Source organism: Rhodohalobacter sp. SW132 (assembly GCF_003390325.1).
Lineage (GTDB): Bacteria > Bacteroidota > Rhodothermia > Balneolales > Balneolaceae > SW132.
The window spans coordinates 132497-157596 of sequence record NZ_QUOK01000001.1 but is presented as its reverse complement, the minus strand read 5'-3'; the positions used below and the strand labels follow the sequence as shown (position 1 = coordinate 157596).

General features: G+C 44.3%; 15 protein-coding genes and 1 tRNA gene. 7 read left to right on the top strand and 9 right to left on the bottom strand.

Annotated elements, in window-relative coordinates; genetic code table 11:
• The first annotated feature begins 342 nt into the window (after nt 1–342).
• A tRNA-Val gene (locus DYD21_RS00660) sits at nt 343–417 on the top strand.
• A 98-nt stretch (nt 418–515) separates the two neighbouring features.
• On the opposite strand, the gene DYD21_RS00655 is transcribed toward DYD21_RS00660, so the two are convergent.
• A complete protein-coding gene (locus tag DYD21_RS00655; RefSeq protein ID WP_116030846.1) occupies nt 516–3200 on the bottom strand; it encodes a TrlF family AAA-like ATPase in 2685 nt (894 codons plus the stop codon).
• 914 nt (nt 3201–4114) lie between these two features.
• Between DYD21_RS00655 and DYD21_RS00640 the strand changes: the two genes are divergently transcribed.
• From DYD21_RS00640 to DYD21_RS00620, 5 genes are all read left to right on the top strand, one after another.
• Nucleotides 4115–5254 (top strand): restriction endonuclease PLD domain-containing protein, encoded by a 1140-nt coding sequence (locus DYD21_RS00640; protein ID WP_116030840.1) that lies wholly within the window; start codon nt 4115–4117, stop codon nt 5252–5254.
• Between the two features lie 174 nt (nt 5255–5428).
• Entirely contained in the window at nt 5429–6100 is a 672-nt protein-coding gene (locus DYD21_RS00635; protein ID WP_116030838.1) for a 6-bladed beta-propeller, read from the top strand.
• A gap of 155 nt (nt 6101–6255) precedes the next feature.
• Nucleotides 6256–6531, top strand: a complete 276-nt coding sequence (locus tag DYD21_RS00630; RefSeq protein ID WP_158551357.1) for a hypothetical protein — start codon at nt 6256–6258, stop codon at nt 6529–6531.
• A gap of 342 nt (nt 6532–6873) precedes the next feature.
• Nucleotides 6874–7470 carry a dihydrofolate reductase family protein gene (locus tag DYD21_RS00625; RefSeq protein WP_116030834.1) on the top strand — a complete coding sequence of 199 codons (597 nt, stop codon included), beginning with the start codon at nt 6874–6876 and terminating at the stop codon, nt 7468–7470.
• A gap of 340 nt (nt 7471–7810) precedes the next feature.
• A complete protein-coding gene (locus DYD21_RS00620; protein ID WP_116030832.1) occupies nt 7811–12208 on the top strand; it encodes a YCF48-related protein in 4398 nt (1465 codons plus the stop codon).
• A gap of 45 nt (nt 12209–12253) precedes the next feature.
• Here DYD21_RS00620 and DYD21_RS00615 read toward each other — a convergent pair whose 3' ends face one another.
• The 5 genes from DYD21_RS00615 to yajC all read right to left on the bottom strand — a co-directional run bounded on the left by DYD21_RS00615 (nt 12254) and on the right by yajC (nt 18650).
• A complete protein-coding gene (locus DYD21_RS00615; RefSeq protein WP_147303452.1) occupies nt 12254–12592 on the bottom strand; it encodes a hypothetical protein in 339 nt (112 codons plus the stop codon).
• A 697-nt stretch (nt 12593–13289) separates the two neighbouring features.
• Nucleotides 13290–15875: a M14 family zinc carboxypeptidase gene (locus tag DYD21_RS00610; RefSeq protein WP_116033376.1), complete on the bottom strand. Its 2586-nt coding sequence runs from the start codon at nt 15873–15875 to the stop codon at nt 13290–13292.
• A 485-nt stretch (nt 15876–16360) separates the two neighbouring features.
• Nucleotides 16361–16981, bottom strand: a complete 621-nt coding sequence (locus DYD21_RS00605; protein WP_199535431.1) for a trimeric intracellular cation channel family protein — start codon at nt 16979–16981, stop codon at nt 16361–16363.
• Nucleotides 16982–17025: 44 nt separating this feature from the next.
• Nucleotides 17026–18249 carry a 3,4-dihydroxy-2-butanone-4-phosphate synthase gene (gene ribB, locus DYD21_RS00600; protein ID WP_116030827.1) on the bottom strand — a complete coding sequence of 408 codons (1224 nt, stop codon included), beginning with the start codon at nt 18247–18249 and terminating at the stop codon, nt 17026–17028.
• A gap of 83 nt (nt 18250–18332) precedes the next feature.
• Nucleotides 18333–18650, bottom strand: a complete 318-nt coding sequence (gene yajC, locus DYD21_RS00595) for a preprotein translocase subunit YajC (protein WP_116030825.1) — start codon at nt 18648–18650, stop codon at nt 18333–18335.
• A 186-nt stretch (nt 18651–18836) separates the two neighbouring features.
• Between yajC and DYD21_RS00590 the strand changes: the two genes are divergently transcribed.
• The gene (locus DYD21_RS00590; protein ID WP_116030823.1) at nt 18837–20939 is read left to right on the top strand and encodes a prolyl oligopeptidase family serine peptidase; all 2103 of its coding nucleotides are present in this window, start codon (nt 18837–18839) and stop codon (nt 20937–20939) included.
• A gap of 442 nt (nt 20940–21381) precedes the next feature.
• Here the strand turns inward: DYD21_RS00590 and DYD21_RS00585 are convergent, their stop codons facing one another.
• The 3 genes from DYD21_RS00585 to DYD21_RS00565 form a co-directional block, all read right to left on the bottom strand.
• Nucleotides 21382–21936 carry an HAD-IIIA family hydrolase gene (locus DYD21_RS00585; protein ID WP_116030821.1) on the bottom strand — a complete coding sequence of 185 codons (555 nt, stop codon included), beginning with the start codon at nt 21934–21936 and terminating at the stop codon, nt 21382–21384.
• A 451-nt stretch (nt 21937–22387) separates the two neighbouring features.
• The gene (locus DYD21_RS00575) at nt 22388–23560 is read right to left on the bottom strand and encodes an MFS transporter (RefSeq protein ID WP_116030817.1); all 1173 of its coding nucleotides are present in this window, start codon (nt 23558–23560) and stop codon (nt 22388–22390) included.
• Nucleotides 23561–23907: 347 nt separating this feature from the next.
• Nucleotides 23908–25029, bottom strand: a complete 1122-nt coding sequence (locus tag DYD21_RS00565) for a hypothetical protein (RefSeq protein ID WP_116030813.1) — start codon at nt 25027–25029, stop codon at nt 23908–23910.
• Between the last annotated feature and the right edge of the window lie 71 nt (nt 25030–25100).

The following is a 25100-nucleotide window of genomic DNA, read 5'->3' as shown; positions in this document are numbered from 1 at the left end:
TTTCACATCTAAGTGCTTGTTAATCAAACCATAAAACAGTATCAGATCGTTCAACTTAACAGCGTTAACCTGCTTATAGATAATAAAAAATCAGATGCTGTGAAAGTTGAATATTACAGGCAAATCGATTCTTTAGCGGATGTTGCTCAAAAACCGAATACTTCATTGAATGTCTCGATATTAAAAATTAATTCTGAACTTTATTTAGTTGATAACGCCAGTAATTCCAAAACGATAGTGGCTGTTCCGGCATGTTGGGCCTTGAAATTTTTGGGGAATCATAAAAAACTATTTTGTCTGAATCGTTTACCTTCTTATCTTTGATGCTCTGTTGAAAAACACGGGCGCTTAGCTCAGTTGGTTTAGAGCATCTCGTTTACACCGAGGGGGTCGGGGGTTCGAATCCCTCAGCGCCCACTAAAACCCATGTAAGTCATTGATTTGCATGGGTTTTTGTTTTTATGGTGCAAACATTAGTGAAAACAGTTTAGATTTTTTCTGAGAGTTTCAAAGCTTCAGATTCCATATATCTCCTTTCTCTTTTTAAAAGCTTGTTTACTTCCCTCTAAAATATTACAAGTGATATTTTTTGTTTCTGTATTATCAATTGACCCAGAATCAATTAGATGAGCTCTCTGGCTTGTACTTTTAAATGGTATAATTAATTCTGCATCACCTAAAACTGCAATATTTGCATTATGCGTGACTATTATCACTTGTCTTATTTCTTTAACCCGCCTTAAATTCTTAACGATAGTCTTATAAATGAACTCACTGTCCAAATTATCTTCTGGTTGATCTATGAGAAGTGGGTATTTATTATCTGAGTAAAGTAATATGGATAGTAAAATCGACTGCTGCTGACCAAGTGATAAGTTAGTAAAGTTTTTAGTTCTCAGTACTTTTTTACCACTTTCATCTCTCTCTTCTTTTGTCACTAATAATCTTGGAAAGTCATCAAATTTAATTGTTTTAATTCTGTTCAGAACATGAGGCTTGCTCAAAGAAACTATACTATCTACTTCAGTCTTGGAGAATAATCTACCTCCCTCTGGACTTTCCATTTTTTCAAATTCTTTTCTGTCTTTACTTCTTAAAATTTTAAGCAATTCATATGGAGGATAAGTCTCAATTATAGCCCTCATTTTTGGTGTCTTAGTGTGATACCAATTTATTTCAGTCATCAAATATTGAATTAAATCTTCTGAGAATTTTCCTTCATTAAATTTAATCGAAATACTATAATCAGTTACCGTTTCTGCTAGTAGCTGATTTATTTTATCCGCCCACACTTTCCTGTATAGATAAATTCTGTTTTTTAATTGTTTTCTCTCTTTAATAAGTTCTCTTTCATTTTTCAACTCCTTCAAATATTGCTTTTTCTTAACTCTTAATTGAGTTAGCTTTTTATCAATTTTGACATTTTGCTTTGTTAGAGACTTTATAAAAGCCAAATCAAACCTAATGCCCTTTTCCTCTAACTCTTTCTTTTTTTCTTCAATTCTTGATAGAATTTTGGATTCTTCGAGTCTCCAAGATTTCAAATTACCTTTAATGGATTTGATCATCTCTTTAGACTCGGAATCAATTTTCAACCCAGCCTTTTCTATAATCTTTTCTATTTTTTGGACATCATTAAGAATTTCATCTAATTCTGATTTCCCAACTTCAATTGAATCAAAGTCCTGTTCTTTAATTTGATTAAAGTATGTTTTATCGGATAACACCTTTCTCACAGTCGTAATCGCATTGTTTAGATCCTCTATCAAATCAGTTCTAAACTCTCGACCCTTTTGTAAGTTCTGTTCAAGTTTTATCAATTCATCTAGTTTGTTTTTTGCTTGAACTTCAAGTTTTCTTTCGACTTCTTTTTTTTGCCCCTTAAGTTCCTCAATTTTATTTACTTCATTTCTAAGATGATCTATTAAGTCTATCTTATCTATCAGATCTACCCTAACTTTTTCTTCCTCTTCTTTTAACTCTTCAAACACTATAAACTCATCAAAAAATTCTAGAAGAACGTCTGGTTTATCATTAGCATGCTGTATCAAATCAGCAGTTCTACCTTGTGTATAACTTTCTATTGGTACACATTTGATTCCATCTTCTTGATCTGTCTTGTTATAAGTTTCCTCATCAATATCTCTTTGAAAAACATGATATTCTCCAACTTCATCTCTGAATACTAATTCAATTTCTTCTGGCCAAACTGAGGAATCGACAATTTTACTACTCTGAGATTGGTTGCCAGAAGCTTCTCTTATAGACTCTAAAAGTGTTGACTTACCTGCACCTCTTCCACCTATAATGCATGTGAGGTTAGGGCTAAATTTTATAAGTTGATTATGTAGAAACCCTCCTTTAACTCTAACACCGTAAAAATGCGGTACATTTTCTGGAACAAATTCTTCAATACGTATTCTTGAGAATGAATCAAGGAAGGCATGTTTTAAAGATTCAAATGTTAAAGTATCCATTTTAAATCTTGTAATTTTCTTATCATCTGCTGCATTTCTTCCAAGTCTTGAAAGACTATGAGAATCTGAGTTCATGACTACCGCAATAGGATATCCTTTTTCTTTTGAAAGTTCTTTGTTCCTTTTCTTTAAGAAGTTAATCCTTTCAATTTCTGTATCATTTATAGTGTAAAATTTACTTGAATCTTTTTTGACAATCTCTAAACCAAGTAAATTAGGATGTTTAATTATGTTTTCTTTATCAGGGTTGTAGTTTTTAATTTCAGTTTCGAAACCTTTTGGTCCATCAATATGTGCCGCCACTCCAAACCCATCGTAAATCCCAGCCAATTCTAAGCACTCGACAAATCCTTTAAAACAGGTTTTTCTGTCTTCACTCACATCAATCTTTCCAAAGAAATCATCCAGATTTTTGAATGTTGGAAAATATACAAGTAAGTGACCCTGTGTCGTTGAAAACTCAACTCCAGGTATGACTAAAATATTCTTATCGTTTGCATAATCTATTGCAATTTCAGCATTTCGTATATCATTATGATCAGTTATGCTAATTACTTCAAGTCCTTCTTCTAAGGCTTTATCTACAATAGCTTTAGGAGTCATTGTAGTATCTATTACATCATAGGAACCATATCTTTCACCATAAGAATGTATATGTAAATCGCCTCTTCTAAATTTTGCTCCGTATCCAATTTCGTCTAATTCTTGTTGAATATTTGCCATTTTTTAGTAGTTATTTTTTTTGTCAGCGAAGTATGGGACTATAAACTAGCCCATAGTCCCATAATTATTTCCTTATTTCAATAACACATTTAAGCTACACCGATATAGTTAATATTCAAGTAGTTAGTTCTTTAGTGCATTAAAAGAGTGCAATTGAATACTAGAACAATTTTACTAAGGTGAGTTCGGCTTAAGTATTGTAGCCTAATACGCTTGTTCAACCCAATTAAGAGCATCTATAAAACTACCCCATTAGCCAAAAATGGTAAGATTTAAAGGAAGGGTTATCATCTTAGCCATTCGCGCGTTATTCTTTTTGGTGAGTTTCTTAACTAATCGTCTGAATTGGACGAGCTGTCTCCCTGTAAGTTCCGCTTCGTGCATGAGATCACCCCAGTTACGTGAGCATCCCCAGTAGCGACCTTGATTCTTAGATTCATCAGATAACTCCTTATTCAGGTACTTAAAGGGATAATGAGCAGTAGATCGAGTATTCTTGATTTTCTGTACTTCCGTATCGGCTGATAAGTAATTCTCTTGTTTTTTCATCCCAAAAGCCTTGAGTGACTTCAAACCAGCAATTACTTAACCAATGTTTAAAATATTCATGTTTGTAAAGTTTTGGCAGTCCTACAATGATGTGATAGTGTGGAGCACCCTGCTTTTGAAATTCCAATTTCCACAACTATGTGACATCATCACCCGAAAGATACTGTTGGCCGGGTGGATACTTTTATTCAGACATACAGAATCTGCCGATAAACATTCATCGGGCATTTTTTGTAACCTTTTTGCACGATCAAGATAATTGGTTTACTATCCGATAGAAATCAGGGTCTAAAGCCCTGAAATGAATTATATGTTATAAAGCGGAAAACAACTTGTGTTCATTCAAGACTTAAAATCTTACAGATATGCTAATAGATAATGAAACGATAAGCCTACGAACCGTGCTAAAAGAATGGATAAATAAAGCTGACGAGGTGTTAATTTGCTCTCCATTTATTGCATCTAACGATGTTCTATTCGATCTCATGGAACGTAGTGTGAAATTCACCTTAATTTGTAGGTTATCTTATCCAGCTACACCTGAATTATTTCAAAGACTTTTAGATTTAAAAACTTCACAAAAATCTATTTCAGTTTATGATACAAGCTCACTTCACTCAAAAGTGTATTACTTCAAGAAAAATGGGCTGGGATTATGTGCAATAATCGGGTCTTCCAATTTTACAAATAGCGGGATAGGTAGCAACAAGGAATTGAATGTTTTAACAACTGACAATCTTGATTTTATAGCAAATTACCTTCATAAACTAAAACAAGAAGCATTCAGCGAATTGGATCTAAAGACTATTACTTACTATCGAACATTCTACAAGAAAATTGAGGTTAACGAGAGATACAAAAGAGCAAGAATTTCGAAAACACATTCAAGTAACTATTCAAGAATTCTTGAAAAACACTTATTCGTCAAGGGAATATTAGAGCATTTAAACAATACTGAACTGCCATTTACATACACATTTGATGCTTTTTGTCACTTCTTCAAAACAAAAATTGTTAAAGATTATAGTTTGACTAACTATTCTCGTTTCGACAAGAAAGAACTACAGAAGTATTTTGAAATTTTTATATCCAAATATATAGAAGAAAAAGACTTCAATTGGAGATTGGAAAGATATTTGAAGTCAAAACACATTGCCGAAAACCTTCAAACCGTAGATGAGCAAGAAATTAGAGAATTCTTTTTGGGTATCCATAGCATTTCGAGTGGTTCAGGTTCAGGAAAAAGAATGCAAAATATTAAGTCTATAAATGCTGAGTCATTGAGAAAACTACTTGAATTTCTTGTTTTTGAGAAATTAGACATGTCGCATAAATATTCAATTGCTTTGACCAAAAAAGAGAAAAATGGATTAAAAATTGACTACATAGGAAAATCATCAATTGGAGAAATACCCGGTTGGCTAATGCCAGAAGAATATCCAATTAAGAATGGTAAACTTGAATACATATTTGATTTTTTTAAAATTGACGATTTGTCTAAATAATATTCCTAAAACCGCTTTATAACAACCATTTCAACGCGGACTTGGCCACGTAAGGCATGTTTTCACGCCTCTGCTCTTGTTTTAGTTGTTAGTTTTCCTCACTTTATTCGCATCAATGGCCAAGCCGGTTAAATGGCTCTCCGTTAGCGCTATAAAAAAATTATAATAACCTTTGTGGCCAGCCTGTTCTTCTTTTGTGCTTCACTGCAGGCTCAGGATATGAGTCTTGAGGTAGAATACCTTTTTACAGTAGGTGAAGATCTTGAATTCGGTGAGCCCGGATATCTATACAATCCGGTTGGTGTAAGTACTGACAGCCACGGCAATATTATTGTGGCAGACCACCGGGGCAGAGCGATTCATAAATACACACCCGATGGCAAATATCTTCAGAGCGTAGGCGCCCAGGGCAGAGGTCCGGGAGAATTTAATAGAATTACAGAAATAGCCGTTGATGAAAATGATAATTTACTAGTATTGGATCGTTTTCAGTTCAAAGTGGCTAAATTTAATATGGAAGCAGGCAGCGTTGAGGAGTTTATCTACAAAGACATGCCCGATATGACAACTATGACACTGGCGCCTCTCAAAAACGATAAATTTGCGACAATCTATGTAGGTTCAGGTGTACCCGGCAGTACTGATGTGACTGCAAACGCACTGAGAGTTTACGAACTTGGTGAAGAGGAAAACATTTCATCTCACTTTCCAATATTTAAATATCAATTTGATAACAAGATCCCCATCGAAGAGAATATGGGCAGGACAATAGGTCATAAACTCATTTCAGTTGATGGCAACAGGGTTGTTGCAGGCCACACAGTTTACAAAGGCAACCTTTTTTAATTGATACGGTCTCAGGTGATGTTAAAGTAGTCGGAAATCCAACTATTGAAGCTCCGTACTATGTAGAATACGATGTAGATTCAATATCTGAATTGCAGGATATGAATGGATTGGTGAGCTCTTCTGGCAGAGGCGGGAATTATAGATATCAAATTTTGTACTACTCTATGTTATTGGATGTCAATGATAATTATTTCTACCACATTTATCGGCAAAATGAGAAAGAAGCATTGACCATAGGAGATTATATTGAAGTCTTCGCTCTGGATGGCACTTTTATTGATCAGTTTTCGCTGTCTGACCATATAGAGTATGGTGAAGATGTGAAATTATTTCATAGTCATATAGACAATGAAAATCGTCTGTTTGTGAGAAGATATTTTGATGATCGCGATCCGGATGTGCGGGTTTACAGGCTTAACATCCACTAAGCAGACGCAGAATCAGTGGCCTCATTTTCTTTTCAGGAACTCTTCAACCCACTTCATATGCTCTTGTATTCTCACAAAACCGGCTAAAGAACAGCAAGTCAGCTATTTTTCAGCGCTGACAATGTAAATCAACCGGACGCGATTACGTTTAGCTGTTTACATTTAAAACTTTACCACCCCGGTTAAGCACCAAACAGTTATCAGACTTAAAATTATACTCAAACATAAATTTTTATGTCGTAATTGCCCTGTGATAGTGTCGCATTTCCACCGTAGAATTGGCCTATCCAGTCGATATATTACAGGTCTCAGGATAGAGTATTAAACCTAAAAGGTGAATAAATGAAGAGAAAAATAATCGTCATATCAATGATCACATTGGATGGAGTGATGCAGGCTCCCGGCGGACCTGAAGAAGATACATCAGGCGGCTTCAAATTTGGCGGCTGGGCTGCACCTAATTCTGACGAAGTCGGTAATAAGATTATGGAAGAACTGATGAACCCTGCAGAATATCTCCTGGGCAGAAAAACATTTGAAATTTGGGAAGGCTATTGGCCTGAACATGAAGATAATTGGCCGGGCATCAATGATGGCACCAAATTCGTCATGTCCAGGACCAGAGAAAAGTCAGACTGGAAGAACACAGTTTTCCTCAAAAACATAGCCGGTATCAAAAAGCTCAAAAATTCAGAAGGTCCTGATCTTCAGGTTTGGGGCAGCGGCAAACTCGTTCAACAGCTCCTAAAGAATGATTTAGTAGACGAACTCTGGCTTATCATACACCCGCTGACTCTTGGTAAAGGTAAAAAGTTGTTTGATGATGGCCCAATTCCGGCAGCATTTACATTAACAAAAAGTACGATTACACCATACGGGGTTATTATTTCCAATTACAAGCGAGCCGGGGAAGTGGAGACAGGTACTCTTGGAGCTTAATATTGCTAATCTACCCTATAACTTATAAATAAACACCAGCTCGTTATAAAGCAGGAAAGCCCGTAACAAAATTTGGCATTTCTATTCATTCAGGTACAGATTCGGGGATTCCCGCAACGACATTATCCCCGAACTCAGTTTTTTAGTTAAACGTAATTGGATCTGATCTCCAATCTTCTCACCACGGTCATTTATTAAACTTCAGAGTTTTTTGACAGTTCATACGTATTTCCTGCGCTTTCTATTCTTAAAGTCTCAATCTTTATGTAAAGCTTGACTGTTGGTAGCTGAGAGATTTTGTGAAATTAACACGAATTGGCATTCATCAATCTCTTTATAAATGGATCAAACAAAAGCTATCATACCGGCACTATTCTTTTCTTTATTAATGCTTATTGCGGCGGGTTTGCCTGTTGCTGAGGCACAGTTCATTCAGCATGGAAATCCATTAACAGAGGATACAGGCTGGACAGGAGATTTTGGTTTCGGAACCGATGGCCAGATTAATGATCTGGCAGAAGGCCCGGACGGAGAGCTGTATGTAGGCGGAAATTTTGATCATGCGGGAGCCCTGGAAGCCGGGAATATTGCACTCTGGACCGGAGAGGAGTGGCAGAATATCGGAGATCTGAATGGTACCGTTGCTGCCTTGTATACGCATGAGGATGTCTTATATGTAGGCGGATCCTTTACCGAAATCAACCCGGCAGATGGTTCAGCTTTCAGTGCCCTTGGAATTGCGCAATATAATACCAGCAGCGGTCAATGGAGCACAATGGGTGCGGGATTTACGTTAGGAGGTGTTACCACACTTGAAATGAACAACAGCGGCACACTCTACGCCGGCGGATGTTTTTCTCAGTCGGGTGGCGAATCGTTCAATGGAATTTCGGCCTGGACTGGAAACGAATGGGTTCCTTTCACGGTGGGTTCAGAGGATTATGAATATACCGGTCTGTGGGGCGGATGTGTTAGTGCGATTTATTACGATGAGGTTTCCAACAGTCTGTACGTAGGAGGCGGTTTCCGGAATGCCCGGATTTATGATAGTGATTATGAATCCTTTGATGGATATCGCGATACACCGGTAGGCGGAATCGTGCGCTGGTCAGGCGGCAACTGGCATATGGTCGGCGGCGGTACATGGCGGAGAGCCGGAGCGGTAGAAAATGTATCAACCGGGTTTGTTCAAACGATCACTCGTCATCCTGATTCAGGCCGGCTCTATATTGGCGGCAGTTTCGATCATCTTATTGAAGAAGAGCTGATGGACATGGCCGATATCGACCAAAACAACGCCACACATGCCACCAGTTTCGCATACCGTGAAAACGGGTCCTGGCACGGCTTCGAAACCACCTCGTTAAGTACTCGCAAAAATCCCTTAAACAGCCAGGGACGTGCCACCCTGAGACATATGTTTATTGACGGGGAGCACATCTATATATTTGGAAATGTCGTAACGCTGGGTACTCAGAACCAGGGCAGTTTTACGGTAGGCGGAGTAGCTGTCTTTAACGATACCAACATGGAATATGAGCTGGACAGCGAAGGGTACAGTATTCTGGGTAACGGAGCATGGCACAGATCGGCAAGGACTGTACCGGGTTCACGCCCGACACGGGTTGGGTTAAAAATGGGCGACGATATCTTCATAGCCGGCGAATTCAATGCCTTTCACCGCGGCACTACAACCGGAACACTGCTGGATATGGAAAACATTACCCGCTTTGATGGCGAAACCTTTCACCAACTCGGTTTTGGTATTGATGGCGGCGGGGTCACCGCCCTGGCTATGGCGGACGGGCTGCTCTATTTGGGTGTTGGAGGCAATTTTAGGCGGGCATACGCGGGATCGAAAACGTATGATGCCTCACTGGCCATTGCCTACGATCCGGAAGCCCGCGATTTTGTTCCGCTGCAGGGTGGTATCTCCCGATCGGGTGTGGGCACTCCCGGCGCGCAGATTCATACAATTATTGAAGATCCGGACACCGGTGACATCTATTTCGGCGGTAATTTCATTTATGGCATCAACGAGGACGGACTGACGGAGGCGACACGCAGCCTCATCCGCTGGGACGGTACACAATGGCAAGAGGTGCAGAACCTCACCGGGGGTACCGCTATGTGGAATCCGATGGTCAACGACCTGCATATCAAAAACGGCCAGCTCTATATTGCCGGTTACTTCTCCACCATCCCCGACCGGGCGGATCATCAGCTTAACCTGATGCAGCTTGATCTCACCAGCGGGGAGTCGGCGTCTATCGATTTTCCGGAGGAGTGGGCGCTGCGGGACCGAAATTTCATCTCCCTTGAAAGCGACGATGAACATCTCTATATCACAGCTAATATCTACAATGTTAATGATAATGAAACGGGTACCCTGTTTCGAAAAAACCTGGAGACTGGTGCAGTGAGCCAGTTAAACGGTCGTCTGCGGGGGAATTCAGCTAATAGCTCTAACGAAACGATGATGCGTGACGGAGAATTTCTGTATATCGCCGGTGGTTTTTTGAATTTCCGGCAATGGGATGAGGATGGTCAACTAATCCAGCGGGATTCTCCCCGCACCTTGATGATTGTTCATCCCGAAACGGATACTTGGTTTTATCCGCCCGAAGCGGTGAAACCGCCCGGCAACAGGATCCGGGATATCTATAAATCCGGCAACACTATCTATTATGCCAATCAAACAAGTGATGAAGACAGGGGAATCCGGTTGGATATCGGTACCGGTCAGGCTCATCAGGTCGGGGACGGACTCAACGGCAACCCTCGTGCATTTGCCAGACAAGGGGATGATCTTTGGGTTGGCGGATCGTTCAGCCAGCGGCTGGCCCGGACGACGATTGTTGATTCCGATCCGGCACCGGTCGCCATGGCACAGCTTTCAACGGCAAATGCATTCACGCGCAGCGGAGAAGAGGAGACGATTTATCTTTATGTAGCCAATATCGGTGATGCCGATCTGACCTGGGATGTGACCGTCTCTTACACTGATGAGCACGGATTTGGCCTGCCCGATGGATTGGTGGTACCGGATTTGGGAAACGGGTCGGTAGAACCGGCAACGGCGGGCGTGATACCGCTTCAACTTGAGGGCGGTTCGAATACAACCGGAACCTATCGAGTTGAGGTCGAAGTTACCACAAATGATGCCAGCGAGCCGTTCCTTCTGGAGCTGGACGTGACCATCAACAGCCTTTTTACAGCTACGAATCCGGAACCTGCGCCCGATACGGTGGATGTAGACGTAAATACTACACTACAATGGTCCGGAGATGAAAACGCTGACGAGATTACCGTCTATTTTGGCACCCATCCCGAATTAGGTGCCGATGAGATTATCTATCAGGGCGCACCAGTTGCCGCTCTCGACTCAACCTACTACAGCGGGCCGCTGGATTGGTACACCGAATATTACTGGATGGTTACCAAATCAAACGAAATTTCCGATTCCCAAAGCCCGGTTTGGTCATTCCGAACCATGGATAACCCGGTACACGGAACGTGGACGCTGGTGGAAAGCGACGTTATTGAAGGCAATTTTTTCAAAACACACTTCAACTCGCCGCAGGTCGGATGGATTCTGGGCTATTCTCAAATCTTCCGGACTACGGATGGCGGCGAGTCATTTGACGAGGTGGTGCCGGCTGACGAAGACCCGCAATATGAATGGCAGCGATATTATCAGGATATCTACTTTTCGGATGATCAGACCGGATGGATCATCAGCAGATATGAGGGGATTTTTCGCACGGAAGATGGTGGTGATACCTGGGACCGGATCGCAGACGGAACGGATCACTCGATCAACTCTGCATGGTTTCATGGACCCGATACCGGCTGGCTTGCGGGAAACAGCGGAGAAATCAGGCGAACCGGTGATGGCGGAGAAACCTGGGAGGAGCTCGGTTCAGGAACCGATGAGTCGCTCAACGAAATCCGTTTTGCCGACAATCAGACCGGCTGGGCAGTAGGAGACGAAGGCACGATTATTCGGACTACGGACGGAGGTGATACCTGGCAGGAGCAAAATTCCGGTACAGATCACGATCTTGAGGGATTGGCTGTTCATGATGCACAAACGGCCTGGGCGGCTGGCGAAGATGAGATCATCCTTTTTACCGATGACGGCGGGACTACCTGGTCAACCCAGCATTTGGCTGAAGATATTAGCTTCAGAACCCCCGATCTCGAAACTGTTTTTGCCATTGACCGGGACACGGTTTGGGCGGTCGGCGGCCGATCGAGCCAGGTTGCGCTGACCATGTTTTCAACCGACGGCGGGCTAACCTGGGCTCGTGTGCCCGTGCCAACGGAGAGATCTATTATGGACGCCCATTTCACAAGTGCACAGAGCGGCTGGGCAGTGGCAAACAATGGCACACTTCTAAAGTATACAGGCCCGGAGGGAGAGTCTGAAACCCCGGTTTCCGTTCATCCCGATGAACCGTCTGAACTTGTTACAGATCTGGAGCTGGATCAAAACTACCCGAATCCATTTAATCCAACTACCCAGATTCGTTTCTCATTACCGGAACAATCGAACGTTAGACTTGATATATACAATATGCTGGGGCAGCGGGTGGCGGTACTGGTAAATGAAGGGAAAAGTTCGGGCAGACATACCGTTCGTTTTGATGCATCCGGTCTGTCAAGCGGAGTGTATTTCTATCGGCTTCAAACAGACTCACAGACCCTGGCAAGGCAGATGATGCTGATAAAATAGGGAGCAACCGGATAACTTGTGGTCAGGGGTCTGAATTCCCTGACTTTAATAAAAAAGGGGAGTCGTATAATACTCTCCGGTGGTAACAGGTTCCAGGTAATCTATCAGTGCAAAATTCCTCAATTCAGCGATAAAATCCGGATCTGCCGGTATTTCAGCCGTTATAGATGGACTCAGCCTGAATTCATGTAAGATTTGAACACCCATATCCCGGAGTCTGACTTTTCCACATAATACGGTTTCATCGGAAACAGTAACGTTTCCATTATCATCCCTGCCGGCAAGCTGATCCGGTTCTCTGAAACCTATATGTACTTGTCCATCCGTTAACATTTCCCAGGGAATCAACGGGAGAGTATGTACTGATCCTTCCTTAATATTCACAATATCCGGTAAATGTCAAATTTACAGTGATTTAGCTATCACCTTGTAACTCCTTGATTTGCCTTTTGACAGGGAAATTGCCTGTTCTAAACTGTCGTTCGGCACAATAGTTTTTAGCCTTTTTGGATTAGATTCTTACGAACCAAATGAGTCAGTAATTAGACGGATTTTCCCACCAATTATCAAAATCTTTCAAACCTGAGTTCGATTCTTAAATAATGATCTTTAAAAGCCCCCCTTAGAGAGTGTGTGAGGAAATACTTAATCAAAGATATCGGCCATTTATTTTTACCACGCCCCGCAAGGGGTCCTCAGGGAAAGACGCAAAGCCACGAGGGTACACGAAGTATAACAAAATCAAATTACTAGACTTCGTGATTCTTCGTGTCATCGTGACCTTCGTGGCCAAATAAAAGGAGTTTTTTTACTTGTTGATTTATTTTCTCACAGCCTTTAAAACAGGGCTCCTCTTTTTTCCCGCATCAGCTGGTGTATTTCCAGTCCCGACTTTCGAGACGAGATTGAGGAGGATGTTCATCTGATTGTGGAAAAACCGATGGACACCCCTCTGTATCTCCCCTTGTTAGGGGAGACTTAATACCGAATAAATGAAATTATCTATAAATCGAACTGAAGTTTCAAAGATCCACTGAGATGCGGACCTTTGAAGATTTAGATTCATTTTACAAATGGTTTGTTAGTTTGATGCGGCTCCGCTGATGGTATCCCCGAAAAATACGGCGTTCATCAGCAGTTTATTTGTACCGAACCAGAACGCCCGGAATGCCGGGTTATCAATCATACTGATCACGCGTCCTCTTCCGTAACTGCTAACAATAATGGATGCGGTATCGCCGATGAGTTCGAGATTTTCATCTGATATGTAGCCGCTTGCGAGTGGATCCGACGTATACCGGAGCGGTGTTGCGTATGGATTCTCTGCAGGTTTCATGAACGTATTGGAGTTTCTGAAAACGGTGATGTCCTCACGGTTATAGCCATAGGCCAGCGGGTGGGTGAGATCCAGCTCACCGTGAAATATCGAGCCGCCGATGACCTGTGCTCCGCGTGCATCACTCAGTTCGGCATAGGGTCTTTTTTCAGAGTCGTCGGACGGCCGCTCTACGAATTCAACATTTGCAAGTCCTTCCCGAACGCCCCAGTTTACAGCCGATTTGTTGAGAATCAGCGTGCCGCCCCTGCGAACCCACCGCTTGATTTCATCTACATCGTTGGATGAAAGATCGTTGTAGTTTCCTTGCACGAGTATCATCGTGTTATAGCGGCTTAGATCCGATCGACCGACACGGTCTTTCTCAAGAATTGTAATCGGCATGTGAAAACGCTGATCAAACAGATGCCAGATTTCACCGACATCATTACCGCGAACACCGGATCCTCCCAAAATAACCGTTTCCGGTTTCTCCAGAATGCTGAAGCTGGGGCTGCCAAGGTCAATTCCGCTCGGGTTCAATCCGCGGCCAACGCTGTAGATATCCAAACCGTCTTCCTGAGCAGCTTGCTGCATCATCCGAAAGATCTCCATTTCATCAACGTCCTGTATGCCGAGCGGAACCAGGATTGTGCCGTAATCAAAATCACGAACTCCTCCGGTTGTGACGGATTGAAATGTTGTGCCGGAGACTTTGGTCTTTACACCGGCGTTTTGCAAGCGATGAAGAGCTCTTGGCGCATAATATCCATCCCATTCGAACAGGTAGGCATACTGACTTCTGCCGCCAATCACACGCCCTTCTGGAAATTCAGGGGATTCGATTCGGTCGCCCATCAGCGAGCTGCTGAACTGGCGCTGTGAAAGTTCAGCGAACGGAAGGTTGAACGCGTATGGAAGTGTCCAGGTGGAAACATCATAGAAAAGGCTGTCAGGGAATTCGGTTCGCTGTTCAAATATGCCTTCCAGGAATTTAAACTGAGTCTGCTCCATCGGAATCACAATTGCCTCCCCCGCACTGAATGAGGTGCCATTATTTTCAAAATCTTCTGCCAGCGTATACATCTCGATATCATGGAAACTGAGCAGATCAGCGAGGTGCCAGGTTCGTGCGCGATCGTACGAATCACCAACAACAATTCCCTTCACTGATGAACCGGACGCTTCATTTTCTGCCTCCCGGTAGAAGGTTCTCATATGATCGAGCAGCTCTTCACGAAGTTCGATGGACGCTTTCACCGTTGAAAACGATGTGGTGACCTGGTTGAGAATCGTGTATGGAAACTCAATCACGCCGTGAATACTCTCCTGCGCATGCCCCCTGGAGCTGGCCTGTTCAAACAGGATGCCAACGGACCCAAAAATATCGGGGTAGGTGGAACCTTTGCCGTAATAAAAATCATCAAATCGTTCGCGAGTGTAATAGAGCTCTTGCCTGTCATCCAGTGCATCGGCATGATATTCTGCAATGGCCATCGTCAGATCCTGGTTCCGCTGCGGCGTGAGCGGGTGGGTTCGTTCCGGTACTCCCGGCTGGAAAAAGTAGGTGGCGTTGGTTCCCATCTCATGAAAATCAGTAAGTACATTCGGCATCCATTCCTGGAAAAGCTGAATGCGTCCCCGGCTTGATGGATGCTGCACAGGCATCCAGTCCCGGTTCAGGTCGAACCAGTAGTGATTGGTTCTTCCGCCGGGCCACACTTCACCATACTCGCGGCTCGATGGATCGGTAACGGTTCCGTGAATACTTTTGTGCTGATTGGCCCATGTTGAAAATCGCTGCAGGCCATCAGGATTCAGACTCGGATCGAGCAGGATTACTGAATTTTCAAGAATTTCGTCGATCTCATCACCCTGAGCAGCAGCATAGTAGTAGGCCATCAGCAGGGATGCGTTTGAACCACTCGGCTCGTTTCCGTGTACGCTGTACCCAAGATTGATAATCACGGGCATTGTGCTCAGATCCAGATCACCCGATTCCGCAGGCGATTTCAGCCGGTGATGATTCTCTTTTATCCGGTCGAGGGAAGAGTGGTTTTCGGGAGAAGTGATCGTCAGCATAACCAGCGGCCGATCTTCGTATGTGTATGCAAATTCCTGGTATGTAACCCGGTCGGACGCTTCAGCAACGGCGCGCATATAAAAAACGAGCTTATCGTGTGTGATGTGCCATTCGCCAACCTGGTGGCCAATCACCTCTTCGGGTGTGGGAACCGCTGGATTATATGTAATGTCATCGGGCAGGTAATAGTCGAGAGAGACCTGGCTGATAGCGAGTTGTGGGATTATGAAAAGAAAAAGAAGGGTTAACGCAGTTGTATATCGTTTCATCATAAGTTGTAATGCATTGAAGTTGCAGATCGTCTGTTTCCAAACGGAGATCGGTATTGCAGTAATATTTACGGTGCCGTGAAAATCCGCTCGTAATCTAACACAGCCAGTTGAAAAAATCTGTGAAGATTGAAGATGATTTTTGGGTTGTTACCTGAGATCGTTTGATAATCCATTTCTTTTATCCTGTATTAAGTTCCCTCTTTTCTAATCTACCGTGTGAACAAATTTTGAATTGTGGTTATGATATATATCGTATGAAGGCACATTTTTTGAGGTGACGGTCAAAAAGTCCCCTCTTGAGAGGGGATTTAGGGGTGTGTTCCGAAGAGCATTGGTCAAAATTGAAGTTACTTTTTAGATCATGCACCCTACCAACACACCCCTCGGCTTGAAAATCTGCGTTCCGCAGTTTTCAAATCCATTTCCCCTCTCAAGAGGGGACTTTTATCATCAACCTAAAATTTCCAGCTATACGCGATACTTCAAGAACTGCTTTTAAGTTTCGGAAGCTCAAGTTCAAACCGTACGGAAATCACACGGATCAGCACTGTGCTGATGATTCCAGTGATTTGAGCCCAGAATAGCGATCCGGTAAAGTGCAGCGTTCCGGCAAAAAGAAGCCCTCCGATCACAGCGGCAGATGCGTAGATCTCTTTTCTGAAAATAAGCGGTTTGATGCCTGCCAGCACATCACGGATCACGCCGCCAAAACAGCCGGTAATCGTGCCCAGCGTTACCGAAATACCAACGCCCATGCCGGATGCAAGCCCGATTTGGGTGCCGGTTACAGTAAAAAGCCCGAGCCCGGCGGCATCAAAAAAGAAGAGCCAGCCATCCCATTTACCAATCCGTTTTCTAAAAATCAGTGCGAATATAAAGCCGGTGAGTATCGACCAGATGGTAATCGTGTCGGTCAGCCAGTTGACCGGGGTGTTACCGATCAGCAGGTCGCGGATGGTACCTCCGCCGATTGCTGTTACAAATGCGAGAACGAGAATGCCAAAAATATCGTACCGGCTGCGGATAGCGGCTGTAGCACCGGAAACAGCAAATGCAAATGTGCCGATTGCATCGATTGTCGTGAAGAGATCAAACTGCAGCAACCGTTTCTCCGTGCGGTGATAGGTTAAGAGTTGTAGTAAGGGAGCTACTCAAGCATCATTTTTTTGAGAAAGCCTTCCCTGGTTTCGGGCTTGTCGAGCTTTTCCTCGTGGTGATCGGTATCTACATGGTCGAGTTCTATTTTCACCTCTTCAACCATTTCAAGGCCAAAACTCTTCAGCCCAACGCGTTTTACCGGGTTGTTGGTAAGCAGCCGAAGCTTCCGGATGCCAAGCTGATGCAGAATTTGCGCCCCCACACCGTAATCCCTCGCATCCATCTTAAGCCCGAGTTTCTTGCGAATCTCATCTTTACTCATCCCTTCTTCCTGCATGCGGATAGCGGTAATCTGGTCGATAATTGTGTATTCACTGCTCATTTGATCCATATAGAGCACCACACCGCGGTTCGATTTTTCCACCATACTGAGAGATTGCTGAAGCACAGCCGTTTTATCACTTCGCTTACTGCCAAAAATATCAGCGAGCGGATTGGCCGAATGAACCCGGACCAATACGGGATCATCTTCGCCCCACGTTCCCTTGGTAAATGCCAGGTGATCTTCGCCGGTGAGTTTGTCCTGGAAAACCTGCAGCTTGAAATCACCGTAAATTGTGGGCATATCCACAGTGAGAATCTGTTTTACCAGCGATTCGTTTTCCATCCGGTAGGCGATCAGATCTTTAATCGTCACCAGCTTCATCCCGAATTTCTTTTTCAGCTCGATCAGCTCGGGCAGACGCGCCATCTCGCCATCATCATGCATTATTTCACAAATAATTCCGGCGGGCTGGCAACCGGCAAGACGTGCAAAATCGATGGCTGCTTCGGTATGTCCGGCCCGGCGGAGTACACCGCCATTTACACCGATAAGCGGGAATATATGCCCCGGCCGGCGGAAGTCAGTTGGAGAAGCATCGGGATTGATCAGCTCGCGAATCGTATTGGCGCGGTCGGGTGCGGAAATTCCGGTGGTGGTCAGCTCTTTGTGATCTACCGAAATGGTGAATGCTGCCTCATCGGGATCGGCACCTTCCGTGACCATGTAATCCAGCTCAAGTTCATGAGCACGTTCTTTCGTGATCGGCACACAGACCAGGCCACGTGCATGCTTCACCATGATATTCACCGCATCGGGGGTAACTTTATCAGCCGCCATAAGAAAATCACCCTCGTTTTCACGGTCTTCATCGTCCACTACGATCACAATTTTTCCATTGCGGATATCCTCAATGGCCTCGGGGATGGTATCGAACGTTTTGTCTGACATCACAAAAAATGATAGGTATGATTGCCGAAAATAGAAATTGGCCGGATTGCGAACATCCGGCCGGATAAAGTATGTTGCAAAATTTACTTTTTACCGGGGTTTACATCGGTAATAGACCCTTTTTGGAATCGTGCTTTCACGCCGCTGTCGATCTCTAACAATACAGTTTCTTCGTCGATTGTGTTCACGATGCCAATCATTCCGCCGCCAGTAACCACTTTATCGCCTTTTTTCATTTCAGAAACTTTTTTCTGTATCTCTTTCTGACGTTTGCTCTGGGGACGAATAATAAAAAAGTAGAATACAAAAAAGAGTGCACCCAGGAAGAGCAGATTGATCAGGGCGCCGTCTCCGCCGCCGTCAGGGGATCCCATCATAAAAAACGCGTGTAGTAAAGTCATAAAAAATGGTAGTTATTTTGATTGATTATACAGCTTCGTAAGATAGGATAATTTTGAACGGCCTACAACGATGATCAGCTTTGGTGATATCTGCATTTTATCCATCTGCCGCTGCTTTTTTATACCGCCATTTTTTCTATTTTCAGACCAAATTCAGCAGATTCTACCGAAAACAAATATTTACTTATGAAACGTATTCTACTGCCGGTCATCATTGCGATGATAGTTGTACCCTTTTTTGACGCGCCACTTGCACAGGCGGACGAACCAGACCGCCTGACTCTTGAAAATATTTTCCTGGAACCGGTGATCCCCGGTATTCGCCCTTCGCTCCACTCTTTTGCAGGTGACCAGCAGTCAGTCTACATCTCCTGGAATGATTCCGCATATTTTGATACCGGGCTCTATAAACTTGATCTCGATGGCGGGACTCCCGAGCCAGCAGAGGATGTCAATCGCGTATTTCACTCCCAAAACAACCGACTGATTGCATATACAAAAGATGGTGATCTGTATATTTCGAATGCTGATGGATCCGCTGAGCGAAATCTGTTTTCGTCTGAAGATAACGTATACAGTATTCAGTGGTCGCCGAATGGACGGAGTATCGCATTTGGAAAAAGTGGGGATATTTGGGTTACCCAGGTTTCGCGTCCGGGACTTCAGCAGGTAACCCGCAAAAGCAGTGACGAACCAAACTTTTCACTCAACGGCTGGGCCGGCAACCAGGCGCTGATCATTTCGCAATCAGACCATTCCGATTCACGAACCATATATTTCCCCACTTATCTCGGAGATTTTGTATCACCGGGCGGAACAACCCGGGGAATTCCAGCCGTTACGGTTCAGCGTGCAGATCTTGAAACCGGAGAGCGAAAAACGTTAGTGGATGGCGTTCACCGGTCATCAACCAGTGCTTCTGCATCCGGACGATTTATTGCGGTGGATCATGCTGATGCAGCTCTGAAAGAGAGAAAGCTCAAAATTTTTGATACCCATGGTGATACCACAGCATCCGTTCTTTTTGAAGATTCTACGGACGGATGGCTTCACGGTCATTCTATGGAATTTGCCCCATCTGATGAAAAACTGATGTTTCTTTCTGAACAGAGCGGCTGGAATCACATGTACATCGCCGATCTCCGCACCGGAAGTGTTGAGCAGCACACTGACGGTGATTTTGAAATCACATGGGCCAGCTGGATCGGCAACAATACAATTGTATATGCAAACAACGAAGCAGATTATGGAGAACGACACCTGTTTGTATACAATACTCAAAACGGAACCGCAGAGCAGCTTACCGAACGGGAGGCATACCGATACCAGTTTTCGCTCAGCCCGGATAAATCAACCCTGATTTATGCGAAAACCTATTTCAACGAACCGTATGATCTGTTCAAAATAGATCTCTCAAATCCTTCCGGAGAGATTCAGCTCACAAATTCCGTTCCTGAACAATTTCAGGTGATTGACTGGCAAGAAGAGGAGTACATTCGGTTCACCGGAAGAGATGGCGAGACCGGCCTCTCGATGTCAGTTCTCTACCCGGAAGGCTACAATCCTGAAAATACGTATCCCGTGGTGGTTTTTGCTCACGGGGCGGGCTCACTTCAGAACGTATACAAAGGGTGGTCGAACAATTACTGGCGGGAATATATGTTTCATCAATATCTCACGTACCACGACTACATTGTCGTAGAGGTTGATTTTCGCCACAGTACAGGATACGGCCGGAAGTTTCGGGAAGATGTGACCAACTGGATGGGCAAGTATGAAACAATAGATATTGTGGACGGCCTCGACTGGCTGCAGGAAGAGACCGGCGGCGCACTGGACCTCGACAACGTGGGTATTTATGGCGGAAGTTACGGCGGATTTATGGCGCTTTATGTGCTGACCGACAAACCCGATCGTTTTCACGCCGGTGCTGCTTTGCGAAAAGTGTCGAACTGGAGAAATTACTACTATGCCAATCCGTGGTATACACTTCCGCGGCTTGGAGATCCGGATGAAGTGCCGGAACATTATGACCGAAGCTCACCGCTCACGCACGCTTCCGAACTAGAACACCCGGTGATTCTCCTTCACGGTTTGATAGATGATAATGTGGGTTCACAGGATGCATTCCAGTATGCGGAAGAGTTAATCCAGAGCGGGCATGAACAATTCGAGATGATGATCTACCCATCAGAACGTCACGGTTTTACCAGCCCGAATTCATGGTATGATGAATACCGAAGAATCTTTGAGTTTTTTGAAGAGCATTTGAAATCTGAGTCTGAATAACATTTTTTATACAAATTATAAAATTGAACCCAGGTATTAAAAAAGCTCCAAACAACCCCCGGAGGCGGGTGAAAGAAACTGTAGCCCCACGTTTCAACGTGGGGTGGTGAAGACAAACAACAATCAACCATCGGGCTAAATCTTGTGTAGGGTTTGAAACTGTATCCGATGGTTACCCGACAGAAGTCAAATCAACGATATACCTTTTAAGAATCATTTTCAGAACCATCGACACTCAAACTATCTACGTTGGTCTGAAAATTCAGCTCTATATAAAAGGGGGGCGGTGTTTGAACAATGGTATCTCACCTTTCTTCAAACTCCCCAAGGGATCCCGGGAAAAAGGGCACTCACAACCCGAAGTTCGTGAAATGGACGGTACTACGTAGGTATTTCAAAGTTGATTACTGTTTACAAAGATGAATTAACAATAAATCCCAAATCACAACAATTCTTTCACCGCATCCAGAAGTGTATCATAGGGCCGGATGGAGTGTTTTTTCAGCCATGCTTTGTCCTGTTTGGGTTCATGCCTTGATCGGATAAAAATGGGCTTCATACCCAGTTTAATTGCGGGTTGGAGATCTGAAATTTTATCACCCGCCATAAACGAACCGTTAAAGCGGAGCCCAAGATTTTCAGCGGCCTTATCAAACATACCAGTATCGGGCTTTCGGTCTTCAGACGGCCAGGTGTGCGGTTTTGGATCGTATTCGGGATGATGCGGCGCCATATGCCAGGCATCAACCGATAGCCCTTCTTCACTGAGTTGTTCATCAACCCATTTGTGGAGCTGTATAACGTCCTCTTCCGTATAACGCGCTCTGGCGATCCCAGACTGGTTTGTTACAACCACAATTTTAAACCCCTGATCCTGAATAATCCGCAGTGCTTCCAGGGCACCATCACACCAGGCCCACTCCTCTTTTGTATGTACATAATTGTAATCAACATTGAGTGTTCCGTCGCGGTCAAGAAAAAATGCTTTCTGTTTCATTTGGAAGTTTATTGGATTGCTGGATTATTGGAGTTTGATGTGACTCATAACTTTTTGGTCAATACAAAGCTTATTTTGATGTGTCACCCTTCGAGAAGGTGTGAGGAAATACTTAATCAAAGATATCGGCCATTTTTTTTACCACGAAGACGCAAAGTCACGAGGGTACACGAAGTATAACAAAATCAAATTCCTAACCTTCGTGAATCTTCGTGTCATCGTGACCTCGTGGTCAAATAGAAGGAGTTTTTTAATGCTGTTGATATATTTCCTCACAGCCTCTCGAAGAGAGACTTTTTTATTTTTTCCAACCCAGAGGATCGGGGAATTAAACCACATATGATTAATGCCTTAATATTCATCGGACGAGTCGTCAACGAATTCATCATATCATTTTGTTTATCAAATTAACAACAAAAAAACTCGTCCAATGAAGATTTCGAGTCCAGCTCTAAACAAAGGCCTGATCTCCGGCTTTCCAGCCTGACCAGAGTTTTAAAAAGCTGAAGAGCAGCAACATCCCCAGGGGAACGGTCCATACCTGTGCGATATCAAATACCGCACCGAAAAGCGCCGGGCCTGTTGCGGCCAGTGTGTAACCAACCGACTGTGAAATTCCTGATAGTTCGTTGGCAGAATCGGAATCCCGGGTTCTGAGTACGATAAAGAGGAGGGCCATTCCAAAACTGCCCCCCATGCTGAAACCGAGCAGCGATACAATCACGCCGGTGAATGCCGTGCCGGGAATCATCAGCCAGAGAAGACTGAGAATTTCCAAAATGATCAGAACGAGAATCGGAATGTGCTGATTTTCGAGTCTTTCGGCCCAGGCGGGCATAAAAAATGTACCCAACACTCCCATGCCCTGGCAAAGCGAAAGCATCCACCCAGCCTCCATTGCGCTGATTCCGCGATCCTGCAATACCTCCGGAAGCCACGCAATGATGATATAAAACGTAAACGACTGAAAACCCATAAAAAGAGACACATTCCACGCGAGTCCCGACTGGCTGAGTTGTTTAAGGGCGTTTCCGAGCGGACGTTTGGCAATCACCTGGAAATTTCGTTTTAGCTGAGGGAACCAGGTAAGCACCGCAATGCTTGAAAAAAGTGCCCAGAATCCAAGAGCCCATCGCCAGCCAAACCCCGCGTTTTCACTTAGCGGCACGCTCACTCCGGAAGAGAGCGCGGCGCCGATTCCCAGCATCCCGGAGTAGATTCCGGTTACCAAACCTGTTTTGGTTGGAAACTGTTTTTTTACAATTCCCGGTAACAGTACATTTCCCAGGGCAATTCCAGCCCCCAGGATGATGGTTCCGCCAAAGAGCATGAGCGAACCGGGAATCACACGAAGCAGAATTCCGGCCGTTAGAATAATCAGCGCAAGCATCATGGTTCCCTCTGTACCCAGCCGTTTGGTAAACAGCGGTGTAAATACCGAGAGAATACCGAAAGCGAGTACGGGCAACGTGGTGAGCATTCCCAGGAGCGAGTTGGAGAGTCCGGTGTCGCTGCGAATTTCAGAGATCAGCGGACCGACTGCAGAGATGGATGGGCGCAGGTTGAATGCGATTACGGCAATCGCGAGTATCAGTAAAATTTTACGGTTTTGTTCAGGTGACATTCCGGAAGTTTAAAAAGAGGCACAAGATACAAAAGATGTGACTCAGGTGTGGCATCGACCAACAGGATAAAATCCGGGTTCATTCATTTTTTCCAGATCATGTCAAATCTGGAGTTGGCAGGTCCCCCATCCGCTGACTCCACGTCATCGGATGAGTGGATTGGGCTAGTATTACTCTGTCTGGTTATGCATTGGATAATGAAAAAGCCGGGCAATTCACCGGATGAAGCGAATTCATTCGGTGAAGATCCTCATCCAATCCCCCCATCACTTCATCAGTGATATGACACGAATCAGAAGCATTTCACGTGATCCATTCCGGAAATTCTTCCTGATTTGTTCAATTATCACTCTCCAATCCAGCGAATCACAACGCGGTCACCCCGGGAGAAGCCGGCTGTTTCAACTGCATTTTCGAAGTTGCGGGCCACCAGGATTCTGTCATCCGCCGTGGGAAACGCCACCCATTCACCCTCCGCCACATCACCGTAGGAGTCGCCGTAAAAAATTTCAAAGCTGGCGTCACCGGTCTCCAGGATAAAATAATCGCCGGGGAAAATTCCGATATCCCCCAATTCTACAGGGTGAAATCCAAGAATTGCGTTACCAAAATAGGGATCGGTCTCCTCAACACGGTTGATGAGTTCACCGTCATCTACAGTTGTATTTGTTTCACGCACAGGTACCGAACGTGTTCCTTCGCTGATTAGCGAAACCGTGCCGGAGCTGATCCAGTTATTCAGATCATTAAACGCATCAAGACGCTCTACCCAGTTGACATTCACGTGTCCGGGGCGCAATAATGGACGTAATGCGGGTCTAACATCGGCATCTTCCGAAATCGCAGTATACGCCACCGGCTCATCAAGTTCAGTGAGGTTGCTCATCAGAATAGCGGGAATTTTAGGTGTGCCTTCCAGGTAAGAGTCGGCATCTTCATCGTGAATATTTACAAAAGCTCCTTTGGCGATAACTCCATCGGCAAGTCCGGGTTCGATCTCCGCAATTCGAAGCACGAGAGATCCGGCTGTGGATTCACCCTCCAATATTACCCGACCGACAGTTCCCAGTTCGCTATCAATCCACCCGCGCAGCTCAGTGATGGCACGGATGTGCGCCTCGTTATCCACCCCGTTTTCGTAATAGGCGGTTCGGGCAACGGCCCATCCCATCTCCAGGAGTTCGCGATAAAATGGATTTTCCGGGTTAAGATTCGCTTCATGCGGTGCATCGGCGGGCCGCCAGCCGTGCAGGTGAAAAAACAGGTTTCCATCCTGCCAGTTTTCCGGTACGGCAACTTTGTATGGGGCGCCATTTAACTCCCCTTCATGGATTGAGTAATTTTCACCGCTGTTTGATTGTGCATGACTATCCATTGGCAGCAGAAGCAATGAACTGATCATAGCCGATAAAAGAACTGCAGAGAGACTGAAAGGCCCGGGTTGAGTCAGCTTTTCAAGTAGAATCATACAGTGGGCGATTTAATTTTGAGTATATATTTATGGATGAGGGATGTTACTAAAAACCTGAATTCAATCTT